Origin of the sequence: Pseudomonas tolaasii NCPPB 2192 (assembly GCF_002813445.1) — a bacterium.
GTDB lineage: Bacteria > Pseudomonadota > Gammaproteobacteria > Pseudomonadales > Pseudomonadaceae > Aquipseudomonas > Aquipseudomonas tolaasii.
The window spans coordinates 2,428,091-2,444,954 of the sequence record NZ_PHHD01000001.1; the positions used below are offsets into that span (position 1 = coordinate 2,428,091).

At 60.6% G+C, this 16,864-nt stretch carries 18 protein-coding genes and 5 tRNA genes; 15 read left to right on the plus strand and 8 right to left on the minus strand.

The genetic code is table 11. The features are described 5' to 3' along the window. Nucleotides 1-59: 59 nt before the first annotated feature. The 6 genes from ATI14_RS11210 to ATI14_RS11235 all read left to right on the plus strand — a co-directional run bounded on the left by ATI14_RS11210 (nt 60) and on the right by ATI14_RS11235 (nt 2,290). Nucleotides 60-135, plus strand: a tRNA-Asn gene (locus ATI14_RS11210). Between the two features lie 10 nt (nt 136-145). Continuing rightward, nucleotides 146-222: transfer RNA gene (locus ATI14_RS11215), tRNA-Pro, on the plus strand. A 5-nt stretch (nt 223-227) separates the two neighbouring features. Further along, nucleotides 228-303 (plus strand) — tRNA-Lys (locus tag ATI14_RS11220). 94 nt (nt 304-397) lie between these two features. Beyond that, a tRNA-Pro gene (locus ATI14_RS11225) sits at nt 398-474 on the plus strand. A gap of 164 nt (nt 475-638) precedes the next feature. Then, nucleotides 639-1,373, plus strand: a complete 735-nt coding sequence (locus ATI14_RS11230; protein ID WP_016971628.1) for a cysteine hydrolase family protein — start codon at nt 639-641, stop codon at nt 1,371-1,373. 29 nt (nt 1,374-1,402) lie between these two features. After that, nucleotides 1,403-2,290 (plus strand): LysR family transcriptional regulator, encoded by an 888-nt coding sequence (locus ATI14_RS11235; protein ID WP_165448257.1) that lies wholly within the window; start codon nt 1,403-1,405, stop codon nt 2,288-2,290. Nucleotides 2,291-2,340: 50 nt separating this feature from the next. On the opposite strand, the gene ATI14_RS11240 is transcribed toward ATI14_RS11235, so the two are convergent. The 3 genes from ATI14_RS11240 to ATI14_RS11250 all read right to left on the minus strand — a co-directional run bounded on the left by ATI14_RS11240 (nt 2,341) and on the right by ATI14_RS11250 (nt 4,592). Next, complete coding sequence (locus tag ATI14_RS11240; RefSeq protein ID WP_016971626.1) at nt 2,341-3,639, minus strand: NAD(P)/FAD-dependent oxidoreductase; 1,299 nt, start codon at nt 3,637-3,639, stop codon at nt 2,341-2,343. A gap of 60 nt (nt 3,640-3,699) precedes the next feature. Continuing rightward, a complete protein-coding gene (locus tag ATI14_RS11245; RefSeq protein ID WP_016971625.1) occupies nt 3,700-3,873 on the minus strand; it encodes a DUF3094 family protein in 174 nt (57 codons plus the stop codon). Nucleotides 3,874-3,962: 89 nt separating this feature from the next. Next, a complete protein-coding gene (locus ATI14_RS11250) occupies nt 3,963-4,592 on the minus strand; it encodes a DUF1780 domain-containing protein (protein ID WP_016971624.1) in 630 nt (209 codons plus the stop codon). A gap of 128 nt (nt 4,593-4,720) precedes the next feature. Here ATI14_RS11250 and ATI14_RS11255 point away from each other — a divergent pair, with 128 nt between their 5' ends. Together ATI14_RS11255 and ATI14_RS11260 are read left to right on the plus strand one after the other, a co-directional pair. Further along, complete coding sequence (locus tag ATI14_RS11255) at nt 4,721-5,410, plus strand: energy-coupling factor ABC transporter permease (protein ID WP_016971623.1); 690 nt, start codon at nt 4,721-4,723, stop codon at nt 5,408-5,410. Nucleotides 5,411-5,484: 74 nt separating this feature from the next. Continuing rightward, nucleotides 5,485-5,700 carry a hypothetical protein gene (locus ATI14_RS11260; protein ID WP_016971622.1) on the plus strand — a complete coding sequence of 72 codons (216 nt, stop codon included), beginning with the start codon at nt 5,485-5,487 and terminating at the stop codon, nt 5,698-5,700. Here ATI14_RS11260 and yacG read toward each other — a convergent pair. Genes yacG through ATI14_RS11280 form a run of 4 tightly spaced genes read right to left on the minus strand, consistent with a single transcriptional unit; the run spans nt 5,697 to nt 8,585 of the window. Then, the gene (yacG, locus tag ATI14_RS11265) at nt 5,697-5,897 is read right to left on the minus strand and encodes a DNA gyrase inhibitor YacG (protein ID WP_003188437.1); all 201 of its coding nucleotides are present in this window, start codon (nt 5,895-5,897) and stop codon (nt 5,697-5,699) included. The genes ATI14_RS11260 and yacG overlap by 4 nt on opposite strands. After that, on the minus strand, nt 5,894-6,517 hold the full coding sequence (gene coaE, locus ATI14_RS11270; RefSeq protein ID WP_080520061.1) for a dephospho-CoA kinase: 624 nt from the start codon (nt 6,515-6,517) through the stop codon (nt 5,894-5,896). Before coaE ends, yacG begins: the two co-directional genes overlap by 4 nt. Continuing rightward, nucleotides 6,514-7,380, minus strand: a complete 867-nt coding sequence (locus ATI14_RS11275) for a prepilin peptidase (RefSeq protein WP_017253637.1) — start codon at nt 7,378-7,380, stop codon at nt 6,514-6,516. Before ATI14_RS11275 ends, coaE begins: the two co-directional genes overlap by 4 nt. Further along, the gene (locus ATI14_RS11280; RefSeq protein ID WP_016971619.1) at nt 7,377-8,585 is read right to left on the minus strand and encodes a type II secretion system F family protein; all 1,209 of its coding nucleotides are present in this window, start codon (nt 8,583-8,585) and stop codon (nt 7,377-7,379) included. The genes ATI14_RS11275 and ATI14_RS11280 overlap by 4 nt, the downstream gene beginning before the upstream one ends. Before the next feature lie 203 nt (nt 8,586-8,788). Here ATI14_RS11280 and ATI14_RS11285 point away from each other — a divergent pair, with 203 nt between their 5' ends. The 3 genes from ATI14_RS11285 to ATI14_RS11295 all read left to right on the plus strand — a co-directional run bounded on the left by ATI14_RS11285 (nt 8,789) and on the right by ATI14_RS11295 (nt 9,808). After that, nucleotides 8,789-9,202: a pilin gene (locus ATI14_RS11285; protein WP_031319830.1), complete on the plus strand. Its 414-nt coding sequence runs from the start codon at nt 8,789-8,791 to the stop codon at nt 9,200-9,202. Nucleotides 9,203-9,266: 64 nt separating this feature from the next. Continuing rightward, a tRNA-Thr gene (locus ATI14_RS11290) sits at nt 9,267-9,339 on the plus strand. A 163-nt stretch (nt 9,340-9,502) separates the two neighbouring features. Beyond that, a complete protein-coding gene (locus ATI14_RS11295) occupies nt 9,503-9,808 on the plus strand; it encodes a DUF6388 family protein (protein WP_016971617.1) in 306 nt (101 codons plus the stop codon). A gap of 41 nt (nt 9,809-9,849) precedes the next feature. Here the strand turns inward: ATI14_RS11295 and nadC are convergent, their stop codons facing one another. Next, entirely contained in the window at nt 9,850-10,698 is an 849-nt protein-coding gene (gene nadC, locus ATI14_RS11300) for a carboxylating nicotinate-nucleotide diphosphorylase (protein ID WP_016971616.1), read from the minus strand. 245 nt (nt 10,699-10,943) lie between these two features. Here nadC and ATI14_RS11305 point away from each other — a divergent pair, with 245 nt between their 5' ends. The 4 genes from ATI14_RS11305 to ATI14_RS31990 all read left to right on the plus strand — a co-directional run bounded on the left by ATI14_RS11305 (nt 10,944) and on the right by ATI14_RS31990 (nt 16,843). After that, a complete protein-coding gene (locus tag ATI14_RS11305) occupies nt 10,944-13,100 on the plus strand; it encodes a DUF1631 domain-containing protein (protein WP_016971614.1) in 2,157 nt (718 codons plus the stop codon). A 61-nt stretch (nt 13,101-13,161) separates the two neighbouring features. Further along, nucleotides 13,162-13,725, plus strand: coding sequence for a 1,6-anhydro-N-acetylmuramyl-L-alanine amidase AmpD (ampD, locus tag ATI14_RS11310; RefSeq protein WP_016971613.1), 564 nt, complete (start codon nt 13,162-13,164; stop codon nt 13,723-13,725). Next, nucleotides 13,722-14,558 carry a regulatory signaling modulator protein AmpE gene (gene ampE, locus ATI14_RS11315; protein WP_016971612.1) on the plus strand — a complete coding sequence of 279 codons (837 nt, stop codon included), beginning with the start codon at nt 13,722-13,724 and terminating at the stop codon, nt 14,556-14,558. The genes ampD and ampE overlap by 4 nt, the downstream gene beginning before the upstream one ends. Before the next feature lie 1,580 nt (nt 14,559-16,138). Beyond that, nucleotides 16,139-16,843 (plus strand): methyl-accepting chemotaxis protein, encoded by a 705-nt coding sequence (locus tag ATI14_RS31990; protein ID WP_371132215.1) that lies wholly within the window; start codon nt 16,139-16,141, stop codon nt 16,841-16,843. Nucleotides 16,844-16,864: the final 21 nt, after the last annotated feature.

The following is a 16,864-nucleotide window of genomic DNA, read 5'->3' on the forward strand; positions in this document are numbered from 1 at the left end:
CGGGCAAGTCGAAGAGAAGGTTACATCGCAGTAAACGTTGTAAATTTGAAATATGTAGTTCCGTGATAGCTCAGTCGGTAGAGCAAATGACTGTTAATCATTGGGTCCCAGGTTCGAGTCCTGGTCACGGAGCCAATTTCAAAATCGGGGTATAGCGCAGTCCGGTAGCGCGCCTGCTTTGGGAGCAGGATGTCGGGAGTTCGAATCCCCCTACCCCGACCATATTTGGGTCGTTAGCTCAGTTGGTAGAGCAGTTGGCTTTTAACCAATTGGTCGTAGGTTCGAATCCCACACGACCCACCATTTTTGAAACCAGTTAACGCTGGAATCGAATCTTAAGATCAGAGGCCAAAAGCGCTGATCGAAGAAGGCGACTGAAAGGTCGCCTTTTTTTTACCGGGGTATAGCGCAGTCCGGTAGCGCGCCTGCTTTGGGAGCAGGATGTCAGGAGTTCGAATCCCCTTACCCCGACCATATTAAAAATCCTCGTATCGAAAGATACGGGGATTTTTTTTGCGTTTTTTTTGAGTTGATTTGTGCAATGTCCAAACAGATATTGTGCGGATTGGTGCGTTGGTGCGGGGCTTTTGAGCTCCTAGACTGGGCCTCGGTCAATCACCCACACAGGTATCCGCATCATGTCCTACGCCATTGCCATTCAACCCGCTCGTTCGTTGCCTGCACTGCTCAAGTCCACTCTCATCGGCCTTGGCATGATGATGGGGGTTGGCCAGTTTGCCCTCGCCACTGAAACCGCTGCGAGCCAGCACCTGACCATTCGTGCCATGTCCGGCGTCAAACCCGTTGATCGGCTTGAGCCGCAAACCACTGCCGTGCTGGTGATCGATTTCCAGAATGAATATTTCACCGGTCGCATGCCGATCCCGGACGGCTTGAAAGCCCTGGAAAATACCCGCCGCCTGATCGAGTTTGCCGACGCGCAACATATCCAGGTCATTCACGTTCAACACATCGCCCCGGACGGCGCGGCCGTGTTTGCCAAAGACGGCAAGACTGTGGACTTCCACCCGCTGATGAGGCCGCGCCCGCAAGACAAGCGAGTGCAGAAAACCACCGTCAGCGTATTTGCCAGCACCGATCTGGACGCGCAATTGAAGAAAGCGGGCGTCAAGACCTTGATCATCACGGGCCTGATGACTCACGCCTGTGTGGCCGGCGCCGCCCGGGACGCAGCGCCGTTGGGCTATGACGTTGTGGTAGCATCCGACGCCACCGCCACCCGGGCGATCACCCGCGCTGATGGCCGCTCGGTGAGCAAGGATGAACTGCACAATTCGGCGCTGGCTGAAATCGAAGATACCTTCGGCTCGGTGCTGACCACATCGCAAATCGTTGCCTTGCCGGTTAAATAATGCTCTGACTCGCCGGGATAGCCTGCGTCATGAATCAATTGTCTGCCATGCGCGCCTTCCGGTGCATCGTCGAAGCCAAGGGGTTTTCTGCCGCTGCAGAACGCCTGAACACCACGCATTCGACGATTTCCCGGCAATTGCAGCAGCTGGAAACTGAGCTGGGCGCCCAACTCATCAATCGCAATACGCGGCGGTTCAGCCTGACAGCGATGGGGGAGCAGTACTACGCGGCGTGCGTGGAAATCCTCGACCGTATCGATGCCGCCTCTCAGCTCATGGCTCAGGGCCATCAGCGCGCTGAAGGCTTGCTCAAGGTCAGTGTGCCATTGGTGGTGGGGACTCTGGATTTGCCGCGCTGGTTACCTGACTTCCAGCGGCGCTATCCGGATATCGAGCTTGAATTGTGTTGCGATGATCAGTTTGTGGACCTGGTAGCCGACGGGTTTGATGTGGCGATACGCATCGCCGGGGAGATGGCGGATACCACGTTGGTGGCGCGCACGCTGACGGTTTCCAGGCAGGTCTTGGTGGCCTCGCCGGGTTACATCGGCCGCCATGGTCTGCCTCGCTCTGCACAGGAACTCGACAAGCATCGTTTGCTGACCTTTGTGGGCGCCTCTTCGGACTGGGAATTGACCGCCGTGCGGGGTGGAACAGTAAAGGTCACGCCATCAGGCCAGTTCAGGACGAACACGATCAGCGCATTGCACGCGGCTACTCTAGCCGGGGCAGGCATTGCGTGTTTCACCCAGGCCACGGTGCGCAATGATCTGGCGCAGGGTCAACTTGTGAACATCCTGCCTAACTACTCATTGGGCGAGCGGCATTACTACGCGCTTTACCCACAGTCCCGGCATCTGGCGCCGAAGGTACGGGCATTCGTCGACCATATGGCCGAGTTTTACCGGGGCCAATAAAAATCCCCCTGCCGCAAGGCCGGGGGATTTTTTTACCGCTGTGCAATCGATCAGTGCAGCTTGAGCCTTGGCTCAGTGCCACGCCCGATCTTGCTGCCCAGCATCAGCATCGCCGTGCGGAAAAAACCGTACAGCGCCATCTGGTGCATACGGTACAGCGACACATAAAACATGCGCGCCAGCCAGCCCTCGAGCATCACGCTGCCGGTCAGGTTGCCCATCAAGTTACCCACCGCCGAGAACCGCGACAGCGAAATCAGCGAGCCGTAGTCGGTGTACTTGTAGGTCGGCAGGTCTTTGCCTTCAATGCGCAATTTCAGCGATTTGGCCAGCAGCGACGCTTGCTGGTGAGCCGCCTGGGCGCGTGGCGGTACATTGCGGTCCGTGCCCGGTTGCGGGCAGGCGGCGCAGTCACCGAAGGCGAAGATGTTTTCGTCGCGGGTGGTTTGCAGGGTCGGCAACACTTGAAGCTGGTTGATGCGGTTGGTTTCCAGGCCATCAATTTCCTTGAGGAAGGCCGGGGCGCGAATGCCGGCGGCCCATACTTTCAGGCTGGCGGGAATCACCTGGCCGCTGCTGGTGATCAACGCGTCGGCGGTCACTTCACTCACTGCCGAGTTGGTCAGCACGGTCACGCCGAGCTTCTCCAGGGTTTTATGCACAGGCCCGCCGATGCGCTCCGGCAGGGCAGGCAGCACCCGTGGGCCGGCTTCGATCAGGGTGATGTGCATGTTTTCCGGCTTGATGCGGTCCAGCCCGTAAGCGGCGAGCTCGTGAGCTGCGTTGTGCAGCTCTGCGGCCAATTCAACACCGGTAGCACCGGCGCCGACGATGGCGACGCTGATTTTCTCTTCCACATCCGTTTGCCCGGCGTGGGCGCGCAGGTAATGGTTGAGCAATTGCTGATGGAAGCGCTCGGCCTGTTTGCGCGTGTCGAGGAACAGGCAGTGCTGTGCCGCGCCTTCGGTGCCAAAATCGTTGGTGGTGCTGCCGACCGCGATCACCAGGCTGTCGTAGCCGAGCACGCGTGCAGGCACCAATTCACGGCCTTCTTCATCAAGGGTGGCGGCCAGCTGGATTTTCTTTTGCTCACGGTCGAGCCCGCTCATGCGCCCCAGCTGAAACTCGAAGTGGTTCCATTTGGCCTGGGCGACATAATTGAGTTCGTCTTCCGATGAGTTCAGCGAGCCGGCAGCCACTTCATGCAGCAGCGGTTTCCAGATGTGGGTCAGGTTGGCGTCCACCAGCGTGATGTTGGCGGTGCCGCGCTTGCCCAGAGTCTTACCCAGGCGGGTAGCCAACTCCAGGCCGCCGGCGCCGCCGCCGACGATAATAATACGATGGGTCATGGGGATATCTCGCAAGGCTAAAAGAAATCGGAGCAGTTACCCCCGCGAGCGCCAGGCAGCTCATAGCGTCAGGTAACTCAAAAGGCGGCTCAGCAGACCGAGCCCGATCACTGCCACCAGCACCACAACGAGGAGCAGCCACGGCCTGAAAGGCTTGCGCTCGACCCGGTTCTGGGAGAGTTGCAGGTACTCTTCGACATGCTGTTGGTCATCGGGGTTCAGGCGGCTGGTCATAAAGGCCTCGTCAGGTAGACGTTGCAAAAGGGCGCCACGTTACAGTCAGGGGATTGGCGGTATCGCCACAAGCGTAGCCTGTGCCCGCGTCACAGGCTGATGCCCACGTCGAATACTATGCTGCGCCCCAGATTGTTGCGCAAGAAGTCCGGCGCATCCGGGTGGGCGAACAGCACGCGGGCAAAGGTCGGGCCCACCAACGACAGCGAGCGCCAGCCCTGGCGCAGGTATTCGGTGGGCGGCGGAAAGTGGCTGTTGAGGTCCAGCACTTCGCGCTTGAGGCTGGTAAAGGCGATCAGGTCGAGTTCACCCAGCTCGATCCCGCGCTCCTTGTAGTTATGCGCCTTTTTGCGCAAGGTCGGCGCCAGACGCAGCAAAAACTCATGCGCCGGAATGCGCCGTGGCTTGGCTTCACGCCGTACCAGCTGGCTCAGGGAAAACGCGCTGCGCCGACGCAGCAGCTCATCGCGCCATTCGTCGTTCAAGCGACGGCCTTCGTCCAGCACGAAAAACACCTCGAAACTGGCGTCCCGAAACAGCACATCCGGCGGCTCCTGGCCGGCGGCGTGAAACTCTTCGGCTCGGTAGGGCACATTCAAGCCCTGCAACAGGCGCTGGCAGACCCAACGCTCACGCTCCCATTTGCGGGCATTGGACAAAAACGCGTTGGCTTGTTCGGCCGCTACGGTGAGCAGGCGCAAATAATCTGAGTCATCCATAGTGCCAGCTTAGCGTTCAAATGATGACCACAGGAAGTCTTGCTGAAAAACCCCGGTGTAGACTGGTCATTCTGCAGCCGCCTATGGACGAGGTGCGAGATGAGGTTTAACAGAAAAGGGCAACGCCCGTGATCAGTGCCGCCGTATTGGCCCCGGAAACCCTCGGTATCGGCTGGCTGCTTTATGTGCCCGTGGTGGTGTGGGCAATCCTGCGCTCGCCCTGGGTCGAGCTGTTTGCCGACCGGCGGCGCCAGCATTTGCTGTTCGGCACCGTGTTCGCGCTGTTCATGCTGTGGCTGGTGCGGCGCGATTTCGATACCGGCGTTTCCTACCATTTCATCGGCATGACGGCGGTCACCCTGTTGCTCGACTGGCCCCTGGCGATCGTCGGCGGGCTCGCTGCGCAGGTCGGGCTGGTGTTGCTCGGGCGTCAGGATCTGGCGGCTGTCGGCGTCAACGGGTTACTGCTGATTGCGCTGCCGGTGCTGGTCACCGAGATGTGCGCGCTGTTGGTGGAGCGAGCGCAACCACGCAATCCGTTTGTGTACATCTTCTGTTCCGGTTTCTTTGCTGCCGCGTTGTCGGCCTTGCTGTGCGTGCTGATCGGGCTTGGCCTGTTGTGGTTCGATGGCCGTTTTGCGATGCCCGAGTGGCTGGAAGATTTCATCGGTTATCTGTGGCTGATCATCTTCCCCGAAGCGTTTATCAACGGCATGCTCATCAGCGCACTGGTGGTGTTTTGCCCGGAATGGCTGGAGACCTTCAACCGCACGCGCTACCTCTCGGCGCCGTGGAAGGATGACGATTCGCAGCGTTGATCCAGATCAAATCCCGGACAGCGTCGCAGGCCCATGCTCCGCGAAACTTTTTTGAGCGAGCGGGAGCACGAATCATGAGTGTGTATGAATGGGCACGGCAGGAGTTGCGCAGAAGCCAGGACTCAGCACTGGAGATCGGTTTTGACCCTGGCCTGACTCTGCGCGCCATGCTCAGTGCGGTGGTGCAGCAGAGCAAGGGCGTGCGCACGTTTGAAGACCTGGCCGACGAGCTGCAATACCTTGCAGAAAACCTCGACGACCAGCAGGAATACGCCTTTATGCGACCTTAGTGGCGCGGCGGCAGGTCTTCGGAGAACAGTTCGTCTTCAGCGTCCGGCGCCACGGGAATCTTGTGTTCTTCGGCCGCCCAGGCGCCCAAATCGATGAGTTTGCAACGGTCCGAGCAGAATGGCCGGTTGAGGTTGGTCGCTTTCCATTCCACGGGTGCACCGCAGGTTGGGCAGTCGACGGTCAAGGGTTGGCTCATGATCGGCCTCCACGCAAAGTAAGGTAAAAGTGATGCAGTCGCTCGACCTCGCTGTGCAACCAGGCGAGGTCTTTGTCGTTGACCAGCACGTCATCGGCATGGTTCATGCGGTCTTCGCGGCTGGACTGGGCCTTGAGAATCGCCTGAACCTGTTGCTCGCTGATGCCGTCGCGCTGCAGGGTACGCTGAATCTGCAGCGATTGCGGCACGTCGATCACCAGGATGCGCTGGGTCATGCTGTATTGGCCGGACTCGATCAGCAGCGGCGACACCAGAATCGCGTAAGGCGAACGGGCGCGCGCCAGGTGGCTGCGAATTTCCTCGCCAATCAGCGGGTGCAGCAAGGCTTCCAGCCAGCGGCGCTCTTCAGGTACTTCAAAGATCAGCTTGCGCAGCGCCGCACGGTCCAATTGGCCGTCAGGCTGCAGCACGCCTGCCCCGAAATGCTCGGCGATGCGCGCCAAAGCCGGCCGGCCGGGCTCGACCACCCAGCGCGCGGCATGGTCAGCGTCTACAAGGTCGATGCCCAGGTCGATAAAATGCTGGGCGGCAGCGCTTTTGCCGCTGCCAATGCCGCCGGTAAGGCCAAGGATCCAGGGTGTTGCAACAGAAGTGGTCATCTGAAACCGACAGACTGCAAATAGAAGTCGGTTATTTGACCACCCCAGAGCAATGCAATCCAGCCGGCAATTGCCAGGCACGGCCCGAATGGCATCGGTGCCGATACCTGCGGCTTGCGCAAGCGCAGCAGGATAAGGCCCGCGCACACGCCCAGCAACGACGCCATCAGCAGCGTCATCGGCAAAATCTGCCAGCCGCCCCAGGCGCCGAGCAGCGCCAGCAACTTGAAGTCGCCATGCCCCATGCCGTCCTTCCCGGTGACCATCTTGAACACCCAGAACACCGACCACAGGCTCATATAGCCTATGACCGCGCCCCACAGCGCATCAGGCAGCGCTGCCAGCAAACCGAAACCGTTAAGGACCAGCCCCAGCCATAACAATGGCAGCACCAGCACGTCCGGCAGCAGTTGATGGTCGACATCGATCAGGCTCATCGCCAGCAAGCCCCAGCTCAGCAACAGTACCGCGCCCGCTTCCCAGCCGAAGCCGAAATGCCACGCGACGGTTGCCGAAATCAGTGCGCAGGCCAGTTCCGTGAAAGGGTAGCGGGCGCTGATCGGTGCACGGCAATGAGCACAACGCCCCCTGAGCATCAGGTAACTGAGCAGCGGGATGTTTTCCCAGGGGCGAATGGGCTGGCTGCAATGCGGGCAACATGAATTGGGCCGCGCAAGGTTGTAAACGGGGCCTTCCGGATCCGCCGGCAAACCCAGGATTTCCTGGGCCTGAGCCCGCCACTCGCGTTCCAGCATTTTCGGCAGGCGCCACACCAGCACGTTGAGAAAGCTGCCGACGATCAGGCCCAGTACCAGCGCCATTGCGACAAACAGCCACGGTCGCTCAACCAGCAGCCCGCTCAAAATGCCGAACCCAGCTGAAAAACCGGCAGGTACATGGCGATAACCAGTGCGCCGACAATGCCGCCCAATACCACCATGATCAGCGGCTCCATCAGGCTGGTGAGGTTGTCGACCAGGTTATCCACATCGGCCTCGTAGTGATTGGCAACCTTCTCCAGCATGCTATCCAGAGTGCCGGATTCTTCTCCAATCGCCGTCATCTGGATCGCCATGCCGGGAAACAAGCCCGTGGCGGCCATGGACTGATGCAACTGCATGCCGGTGGATACATCGTGACGCATACGTTCGATCGCCTGTTTGAACATTCCATTGCCCGTCGCGCCCGCCACGGAATCCAGAGCCTGCACCAAAGGCACACCTGCCGCAAAGGTCGTCGAGAGGGTGCGAGCGTAACGGGCGACGGCGGATTTTTTCAGCAGTGTGCCTGCCAGGGGCACGATCAACAAACCGGCGTCCACCCGAAGACGTAAATCCCGGGAGTGCTGAAACGCCTGTCGAACCCCAACTAACCCTCCGCCCAGGCCCAGTGCAATCATCCACCAGGCTCGCTGCAGGAATTCGGACAGGGCAATGACGCTCAGCGTGAACCCCGGCAGCTTGCTGTCGACCCCGGCAAACAGGCTCTGGAACTGCGGCACCACATGAATCAGCAGCACCGTGCTGACCACGCCAGCCACCACGATGACGGCCGCGGGGTAGGTCATGGCCTTTTTGATGCGAGCCTTGAGCCGCTGGCTTTTTTCCAGGTGAATCGCTACCCGCTCCAGCAGGGTTTCCAGGGCTCCGGCCTGTTCACCGGCGGCGATCAGGTTGCAATAAAGCTCATCGAAATGGCGCGGGTGTTTACGCAGCGCCGCCGACAGGTTGTTGCCGCTGGCGATTTCCTGTTTCAGGTTTTGTATCAGCTCCCGCAGCAGGCGGTGGTCAACCCCTTCACGGATGATGTCGAAGGCCTGCAACAGCGGGATGCCGGCGCGCAACAAGGTCGCCAACTGGCGGGTGAACAGCGCAATGTCGGCAGGTTTTATCGGTGGGGCGAACCTTGGCAAGGGCGAGGCTTTCTTGTACACGCGGCCGGGGCAGATACCTTGCTGGCGCAATTGTGCCTTGATCAGGGCAAGGCTTTGCCCAGCCGTTTGCCCAGCCACCCTGCGGCCTTTGCGGTTGATGCCTTCCCAGGCGTAAATCGTTGAAGCTTCATTCATGACGTGTTTCCGCGCACCGCTGGTTGAAGATTTATAGCTTAGTCAGGTGACGGATTTGGGCAGGCGGGCGGCCCGGGATAAAATGTCAGATTGTGCGTCCTGGGCGCGATTGACCGCTCACGCATGAGTACACTGGCGCCGCTGCACAGTGCGGGGCGCAGGAAGCGCCCTGAATCGGGTTCCATATCTGGAGAGTGAATGTGATGCGTCAGAAAGGTTTTACTTTGATCGAGTTGCTGATCGTCGTGGCGATCATCGGTATTTTGGCCACTATTGGGTTGCCCATGTACACCAAACACCAGGCCAAGGCCAAGTTCACCGCGGGGCTGGCTGAAATCTCGGCGCTCAAGGCCGGCTACGAAGACACGATCAACCAGGGCACCGTGCCTACATTGGCCTTGATCGGCGGCACCAGCCCTACCGCCAACTGCAGGATTGACGTGACCGGGGATGTCGCCACCGGCGCCGGGTCCATCAGCTGTGAAATCCTCGATGCACCCGCGCCCGTGCTGGGCAAAGCCATCACGCTGACACGCAGCGCCACCACGGGCTGGAAGTGCGCCACCACGGTCGACGCGCAATACGCCGCCAAGGGCTGCGGCGCCGACGGCGCATAATCGCCGCCGGGCGGTAGGCGAGTCAGTTGCCGCATGCCCAATGCGGTGCTAGCTTTAGCCCACCGCCCGTGTAGCTCAGCCGGTAGAGCAGCGCACTCGTAACGCGAAGGTCGCAGGTTCGATTCCTGTCTCGGGCAAATGGGCAACAACGTTTCAAAGACCTGTTCCACTGCAACGTTTTCAGATGATCCCAGAATGGTTCTGAAGGCCAGACGAGGCGGCATTCGTGCCCACTCTTTTGTATCTGCGCAACCTTGATGACCCAGATGCATCCCCATTCCCAGATCTAAAGAGAACAACATGACCACGACTGAAAAGACCCAGGAAGCGCGGCACGAAGAAGCCCTTGAGCAATACCTCAAGGAGTCGCCGCAGCTTAAAGAAGAGATCAAGGACCTGAGCGCGGATGACCAGCGCGACCAGATCCAGTGGGCATTTGAGGATGAGGCCGAGAGCCAGGGCTATCAGCCCTGGGAGCTGACCCTCAAGTACACTTCGACGCCGGAAGAGTTCGAGGCCGCACGGCTGGTCTTGCACAAGGAGGCGGCTGAAGTGCTGGGCGTGGAGTGGAACGAATACTGCGAGATGAATAACCTGGTGGTCTGAAACACCCTTGAAAGGGCCGGGAAACCGGCCCTTTCTTCGTTTTAGATACTCAGGCGCATCGACAGGTCCACTGCCTTCACATCCTTGGTCATCGCGCCGATGGAGATGTAATCCACGCCCGTCTCTGCAATCGGCAGCAACGTGGTTTCATTGATCCCGCCGCTGGCTTCCAGCTTGGCCTTGCCCGCATTCAGGCGCACAGCTTCGCGCATGTCCTCCAGGCTCAATTCGTCGAGCATGATGATATCGGCGCCAGCCGCCAGCGCTTCGCGCAGTTCTTCCAGGCTTTCCACTTCGATTTCCACCGGCTTGCCCGGGGCGATCTTGTGGGCGGCCGTAATTGCCTGGGCGATTCCGCCGCACGCGGCGATATGGTTTTCCTTGATCAGAAACGCGTCATACAAACCGATGCGGTGGTTGTGGCAGCCGCCGCAGGTCACGGCATATTTTTGCGCCAGGCGCAGGCCCGGCAGGGTTTTGCGGGTGTCCAGCAGCTTGACCTGGGTGCTGGCGACAAAGTCCGCCAGGTAGTGAGCACGGGTGGCCACGCCTGACAGCATTTGCAGAAAATTCAGCGCGCAACGTTCCCCGCTGAGCAGCGAGCGGGCCGGGCCTTCAAGGTGAAACAGCACCTGGTTGGGGCTGACGCGTTCACCGTCGGCCACCTGCCAATGCACCGCGACCCGAGGGTCGAGTTGGCGAAAAACCGCGTCCACCCAGGCCGTTCCGGCGATCACGGCGGCATCGCGAGTGATGATTGTGGCCTTGGCCAGCCGTTCGGCGGGGATCAGCTGTGCGGTGATGTCGCCGCTGCCGATGTCTTCCAGCAGTGCACGGCGCACGTTGGCTTCGATTTCGGCGGTGAGGTCGGCAAGACGGAGATTCGGCATAACAGGCTCCACAAACAAAGTGGCCCGATTATAGGGGCAGTAGGGCCTTGAACCCATACTCGCCGCCCAATTGCGACGCAATATCAGAGTTTGCTGGCGCAACGGCCCTCATTTGCAAGATAATCTCGCGCCTTGCAATTGGCGTCATAGCTTTGACGTCCTGGTGGCAACCGGTTTTTCGCAGTGCCCGTTGGGCCCGCAGCCGACTTTTCACCGAACCCACACCGCCGTTTCAGGAGGCCAGGATGCACATTGACGGAAAGGTGGTGCCTATCAACAAGGCACAGACCACGCCATCGCCGCTCGCGCGCCTGCCGGTGGTGTTGCTGCAGGTGCGTGACAAAGCCGCGCAGCAGCTGCAACAAGGTTTGCAGGAACTGTTCGATAACGCTGACGACACCCTGTTCGAAATGGCCGACAAGGCCCGCAGCAATGTCGACCACCACATTTTCTTTGAGGCCATGCGCGACCTGCGTTTGAAGCGCAAGAATTTCGAGCGGGTGTTCATGGAGCAACTGTTCGCTGCGTTTGCAGGCCTGGGCCAGACTGCGCGGGGCGAATTGCACCTGTTGCCGGTGGTGTCCTATGAGGCGACGCCCGGCACTTCCAGCGATGACCTGGAAAAAGCCGTGGCGCTGGAGGCCATGCTCGGCCGGGTTCGGCACCGTGACGGCCTGGCATTGGGGCAACTCACCGCGCGTTTGGGGGCATTGCTCGGCAAACCGCTGGATGAGCGCGATAACCCGCTGGGCCCGGCGCTGCTGTGCGAGTTCTTTTTGCGCGCGGGGCGCAGCCTGGGGGTGGAAATCCGCGTCAAGCTGATCATGCTCAAGCTCTTTGAAAAATACGTGCTGAGCGATGCCGACCAACTGTTCGGTGAAGCCAACCAACTGCTGATCGCCACCGGGGTGTTGCCCGAGCTCAAAGCCGTGCCGTCGCGGCGCCCAGGCGGGCGGGCGGCGCGTGAGCAACAGCGCGAAAACGGACTGCCGAGCGCTGAGCCACCGCCCGACGAGAATGGCCAGGAAGCCTTCGCCGCGTTGCAGAAACTGCTGGCGGTCGTGCGTGGCAGTGTCGCCCCCACCCTGGAAGCCAGCGCCGAACCCCTCCCCATTGCCAGCCGCGACTTGCTGCGACTGCTCTCTCACCTGCAGCAATATGTGCCGGAGCCTGAGGCCGAAGACGATTTCGACCTGCGCAGCCAGCTGGAGCAACTGCTGACCCGGGTCAGCGTCAAGAGTGGCAAATCCCGGGTGGTAGAGGACGCCGATGAAGACGTCATCAATCTGCTCGCCTTGCTGTTCGAGTTCATCCTTGATGACTACAGCGTGCCGGACGCCTTCAAGGCGCTGATCGCTCGCTTGCAAATTCCGTTGTTGAAAGTGGCGGTGCTGGACAAGAGTTTTTTCAGCCGGCCCGCTCATCCGGCGCGGCGCCTGCTCAATGAGATTGCCGCCGCTGTGATTGGCTGGAGCCCGCGCGAGGACTATCAGCGCGACAGCCTGTACCTGCGCATCGAGCAAGTGGTGCAGCAGTTGCTCAATGAATTTGTTGAAGATCAGGCGGTTTTTGCGCGCCTGCTCGCGCAATTCGGCGCGTTTGCGGCCGATGAGCGCCGTCGCAGCCAATTGCTTGAACAGCACACCTATGAGGCTGAAGAAGGGCGCGTGCGCACCGAGGCTGCCCGTCAGCGTGTCGCCGACGTGCTCAACCGGCGGTTACTGGGCAAAGTCTTGCCGCAGACCGTGGTGCAGTTTCTCCAGCAAGCCTGGAGCCAGGTGCTGTTGCTGGCCAGCCTCAAGCACGGCGAACAGTCGGTGCAATGGCAGTCGGCGTTGCGCACCCTGGATGAGTTGATCTGGAGCGTGAGCCTGCAAAAGGATGCCGACGCGGGCCAGCATCTGCTGGAGCAACTGCCGGGGCTGCTCAAGTCCTTGCGCGACGGTTTGACCAGCGCCGCGTTCGACCCTTTCAGCACCCGCGAGTTTTTCGTGCGCTTGCAGGCCATGCATGCGCGTTCATCCGACGCGGACAGTCTCGAAACGCGGGTCGAAGTGCGCGAGCCCTTCGTGCTCAACAGTGGTTCTGCCGATCCAGCCGAGCGCTTGCCCGCCGATGACCCGGACCTGTTGAAGGCCTACCAGATGCGCATTGGCGGCTGGTTCGAGCTGCGGCTGGACGAAACCACCACGTTGCGCTGCAAGCTCACGGCGATCATGGCGCCGGCCAATACCTATGTGTTCGTCAGCCGCACCGGGCTCAAGGCGCTGGACCGCAGTGCGGGCCAACTGGCCATGGCGTTCAAGCAGGGCGCGTTGCGTGCCCTGGATGATGGCCTTCTGTTCGACCGCGCCCTGGCCGCTGTGATTGGCAACCTGCGTCAACTCAATCGCGGCAAGTGATCGCAACCGCAGGGCTGAACGCGGCATACTGGTCACACCTCGTCACATTCAAGGAGCCAGTATGCAGCTGGACCCCGTCAGCGGTTGGTGCCAGGGCGTTGCACATTGCCCCTCACCCAACTTCAACGAGCGCCCCGCAGGCGAAATCTCACTGCTGGTGGTGCATAACATCAGCCTGCCGCCGGCGCAGTTCGCCACGGGCAAGGTGCAGGCGTTTTTCCAGAATCGCCTGGATGTCACGGAACATCCCTACTTTGAAGGGATCGCCGCCCTGCGCGTGTCCGCGCATTTTCTGATTGAGCGCGATGGCAAGGTCACACAATTTGTATCGTGCCGCGACCGCGCCTGGCATGCCGGGGTTTCCCTTTTTGAGGGGCGCGAGGTCTGCAATGATTTTTCCCTGGGTATCGAGCTGGAAGGAACGGACGAACTGCCGTTTACCGATGCCCAATATGCGTCGCTGATCGACCTGACGAGGCAACTGCTGGCGGCCTACCCGGACATCACCCCGCAGCGTATTTGTGGTCACAGTGATATCGCTCCGGGGCGCAAGACCGATCCCGGCCCGGCTTTTGACTGGGCGCGCTTTCGCAGCGCCCTGCAGGATGGAGGACACGCACAATGAGTTTTCTGGTGTTGGTGCTGGCAGTGTGGATCGAGAAGTTCTCGGCCCTGCGCCAGCGATTGCAGCGTGACGGCGGATGGTTGCGTGAACTGGCCAAGCTCGAATCCAGCCCGCGCATGGGCAAACGGCCCTGGCTGATTCTGGCATTACTGGTGCTGTTGCCGGTGGCGTTGCTGGGGCTGTTGTTGCTGGTATTGGAGCCTGTGGCCTACGGCCTGTTGGCGCTGCCGGTGCATCTGCTGGTGGTGATTTACAGCCTGGGGCGCGGCGACTTGCTGGCAGGTCTGGGCCCGTTCCGCGATGCATGGCGGCGCGGCGACCTGCAAGCCGCCGAACATGTGGCCGAGCGCGACCTGAAGATTGCCGCCGACAGTGGCGAGCAACTGCTTGAGCGTGTTCAGGGGCATCTGTTGTGGCAGGCCTATCAAAGCTTTTTCGCGGTGATTTTCTGGTACTTCCTGCTCGGCCCGGTAGCGGCGCTGGCCTATCGCCTGTTGGCGCTGGCCAGTGAGCACAGCCAGAACCCGCTGGTGGCCGAGCGTGCCGGGCAACTGCGTCATGCCTTTGATTGGCTGCCGGCTCGCCTGCTGGCGGCGAGCTTCGCCCTTGTGGGTAACTTTGTGGCGGTCAGCCGCGTGATGCTCCACGAGTTGTTGAGCTGGGACATCAGCGCGGCGCAGTTGGTGGAGAAAGTCGGCCTGGTGGCGGCGGAAATTCCACCGCCGGCGGTGGGCGCGGACGGCATCAATAGCCTGGATCGTCTGTGGGAACTGCTGCTGCGCGCGGCGGTGCTCTGGTATGCCGGGTTTGCCATCTGGACCGTGTTGCCATAACTCGATGTGGGCGTTGGCTTGTTGTGGCGAGCAAGCATGCTTGCGCTGGGGTGCGAAGCGCCCCTGACAGCAGGCGACTGCTTCGCAGCCGAGCGGGAGCAAGCTCCCTCGCCACACCAAGCCAGCTCCCACAGCTCGTTAACCTTACGTTACAAAACTCCCTTTCGAATTGAGCTATACAGTCAGTGGGCCAAATAGTGGCCTTCTGCCGTAGCCCTGCGCCTCAATAACAATAATAGAAAGGGAGTTCACCCGTGAAGAGCTTGCTCTATCCCGCCGTCGCGCTGATGAACCGCCTGAGTTTCGGCATGAAATTCAGCCTGATCAGCGTGCTGTTCCTGCTGCCGATGCTGGCGACCAACTACTTTTTGGTACGCGATTCCTGGCGTGAATTCCAGGGCACGCGCATCGAACTGCAAAGCCTCGACTTGCTCGGCAACAGCCTGGCCCTGCGCCGCGACCTGGAAACCCTCAACAACCAGGTGCAGATCAACGCCACCCTCGGCCAGGCCGGCAAAGCGGGCGACCTCGAAAGCAAAATCGTCGCCCTGGAACACAGTGTGCTGAACCGGCTGCAAGGTCTCAACGCGATGGCGACTGACCCCGAGCAAATCGCCGCCTTCGAGGCCAAGCGCGACGAACTGATCGCCGCCTTCAAGGCCCAGCAGCAGGAAACCTCGCTGCTGAGCAAAAGCGCGTTGATCGGCAAACTGCTCAACAAGGCCCAGATGCTCAGCCAGGTCATCGCCAGCCAGTCCGGCTTGAGCCGTGATTCCCAAAGCGATTTGCGCCAACTCAGCGAACTGATTACCGGCGTCACGCCGCAGGTCACCCAGACCCTGGGGGAAGGGCGGGCCATGGGCGCGTATTCGTTGGGCCAAGGGTTTCTGAATTCCTCGTCGAGCACGCGTTTTGAAGAGCTGCAGCTGCAATTGGAAAAACTTCAGGCTGAATACGCGCTGAAGTTGCAGGATGCACTCGGCGCCAGCAAGGCCGCCCACGGCGCGCTCGACAGTTTGGCCCAGGCCAGCGCCGCCAGCCTGAAACGCGGCGCCGAAATATTTGAAGAGCAGGTGGTGATGGCCGAAACCCTCGACGCGCCGTGGCCGGCGTTTTACGACGACGTCAGCCAGTTGATGGGCCAGACCTACCAACTCAATGAAGCGACCCTGACGTTTCTCGGCCAGCAGTTGGAACAGCGTTTGGCGCAGAACCGCACGCACATGGTGATGCTGATTTGCGCCCTGAGTGCGGTGTTCTTACTGATCTTCTATTTGTATGCCGGTTTCTACGCCTCAACCCGCACGACCTTGCGCCGCCTCGCCGCCATGATGGACAAGGTGGCGGCCGGCGACATGACGGTCACCTTCGTGGCCCACAGCCGTGATGAACTGGGCGAGCTGGGCCAGGTGTTCAATGGCACGGTGGCGAAGATCCATGACTTGATTGAGCGCGTCGGGCATACCGTCACTCAGGTTGAGCTGCAAGCCGGGCAAGTCGAAACGGTATCGGCTCACAGCAATCAGGCGGTTTCCGGCCAGCGCAGCCAGATCGAGCAAGTAGCGACGGCCATGAATCAAATGTCATCCACGGCACAGGAAGTGGCGCGCAGCGCGGCGGCGGCGGTCAGCAGTGCCCACAGCGTCAACGACGAAACCCTCAGCGGCCGTGGCCTGGTGCAATCGCAGCAAGGCAGTATTGCGCGCCTGGCGTCGGAGATTGATGAATCGGTGCGGGTCATCAATCAATTGGCCACCGACAGCCAGTCCATCAGCACTGTGCTGGAAGTGATCAAAAGCATTGCCGAACAAACCAACCTGCTGGCGCTCAACGCGGCGATTGAAGCGGCTCGCGCGGGTGAACAGGGGCGTGGTTTCGCGGTGGTGGCCGACGAGGTGCGCACCCTGGCGCGGCGCACCCAGCACTCCACCGAAGAGATCGAGCAGATGATCAGTCGTTTGCACGGTGGTGTGGAGGCGGCGGTGAAGGCCATGGGCACCAGCCATGCCATGGCGAATGGCACCGTTGGGCAGTCGGAAAAGGTTCAGCAGGCCCTGGAAAATATCCTGGGTGCTGTGGGCATGATCGTCGACCAGAACCAGCAAATTGCGGCGGCGGTAGAGCAGCAAACGGCGGTGGCCCACGATATCGACCAGAACATTGTCGAAATCAATCGCGCGGGCGAGCACGCGGCCCAGGGTGCAAACCAGACCGAAGCGGCCAGCCGGCAGTTGTCGATGCAAGTCATTGAGTTAAAACAATTGATCGGCGCGTTTCGGGTGTAGGACGTGTCCGAGCCGAATGTG

What these genes read in the sequence shown, in the direction of transcription:
- ATI14_RS11230 (WP_016971628.1), top strand. Translation starts at nt 639, where the DNA reads ATGTCCTACGCCATTGCCATTCAACCCGCTCGTTCGTTGCCTGCACTG.
- ATI14_RS11235 (WP_165448257.1), top strand. Translation starts at nt 1,403, where the DNA reads ATGAATCAATTGTCTGCCATGCGCGCCTTCCGGTGCATCGTCGAAGCC.
- ATI14_RS11240 (WP_016971626.1), bottom strand. Translation starts at nt 3,639, where the DNA reads ATGACCCATCGTATTATTATCGTCGGCGGCGGCGCCGGCGGCCTGGAG.
- ATI14_RS11245 (WP_016971625.1), bottom strand. Translation starts at nt 3,873, where the DNA reads ATGACCAGCCGCCTGAACCCCGATGACCAACAGCATGTCGAAGAGTAC.
- ATI14_RS11250 (WP_016971624.1), bottom strand. Translation starts at nt 4,592, where the DNA reads ATGGATGACTCAGATTATTTGCGCCTGCTCACCGTAGCGGCCGAACAA.
- ATI14_RS11260 (WP_016971622.1), top strand. Translation starts at nt 5,485, where the DNA reads ATGAGTGTGTATGAATGGGCACGGCAGGAGTTGCGCAGAAGCCAGGAC.
- yacG (WP_003188437.1), bottom strand. Translation starts at nt 5,897, where the DNA reads ATGAGCCAACCCTTGACCGTCGACTGCCCAACCTGCGGTGCACCCGTG.
- coaE (WP_080520061.1), bottom strand. Translation starts at nt 6,517, where the DNA reads ATGACCACTTCTGTTGCAACACCCTGGATCCTTGGCCTTACCGGCGGC.
- ATI14_RS11280 (WP_016971619.1), bottom strand. Translation starts at nt 8,585, where the DNA reads ATGAATGAAGCTTCAACGATTTACGCCTGGGAAGGCATCAACCGCAAA.
- ATI14_RS11285 (WP_031319830.1), top strand. Translation starts at nt 8,789, where the DNA reads ATGCGTCAGAAAGGTTTTACTTTGATCGAGTTGCTGATCGTCGTGGCG.
- ATI14_RS11295 (WP_016971617.1), top strand. Translation starts at nt 9,503, where the DNA reads ATGACCACGACTGAAAAGACCCAGGAAGCGCGGCACGAAGAAGCCCTT.
- nadC (WP_016971616.1), bottom strand. Translation starts at nt 10,698, where the DNA reads ATGCCGAATCTCCGTCTTGCCGACCTCACCGCCGAAATCGAAGCCAAC.
- ATI14_RS11305 (WP_016971614.1), top strand. Translation starts at nt 10,944, where the DNA reads ATGCACATTGACGGAAAGGTGGTGCCTATCAACAAGGCACAGACCACG.
- ampD (WP_016971613.1), top strand. Translation starts at nt 13,162, where the DNA reads ATGCAGCTGGACCCCGTCAGCGGTTGGTGCCAGGGCGTTGCACATTGC.
- ampE (WP_016971612.1), top strand. Translation starts at nt 13,722, where the DNA reads ATGAGTTTTCTGGTGTTGGTGCTGGCAGTGTGGATCGAGAAGTTCTCG.
- ATI14_RS31990 (WP_371132215.1), top strand. Translation starts at nt 16,139, where the DNA reads ATGTCATCCACGGCACAGGAAGTGGCGCGCAGCGCGGCGGCGGCGGTC.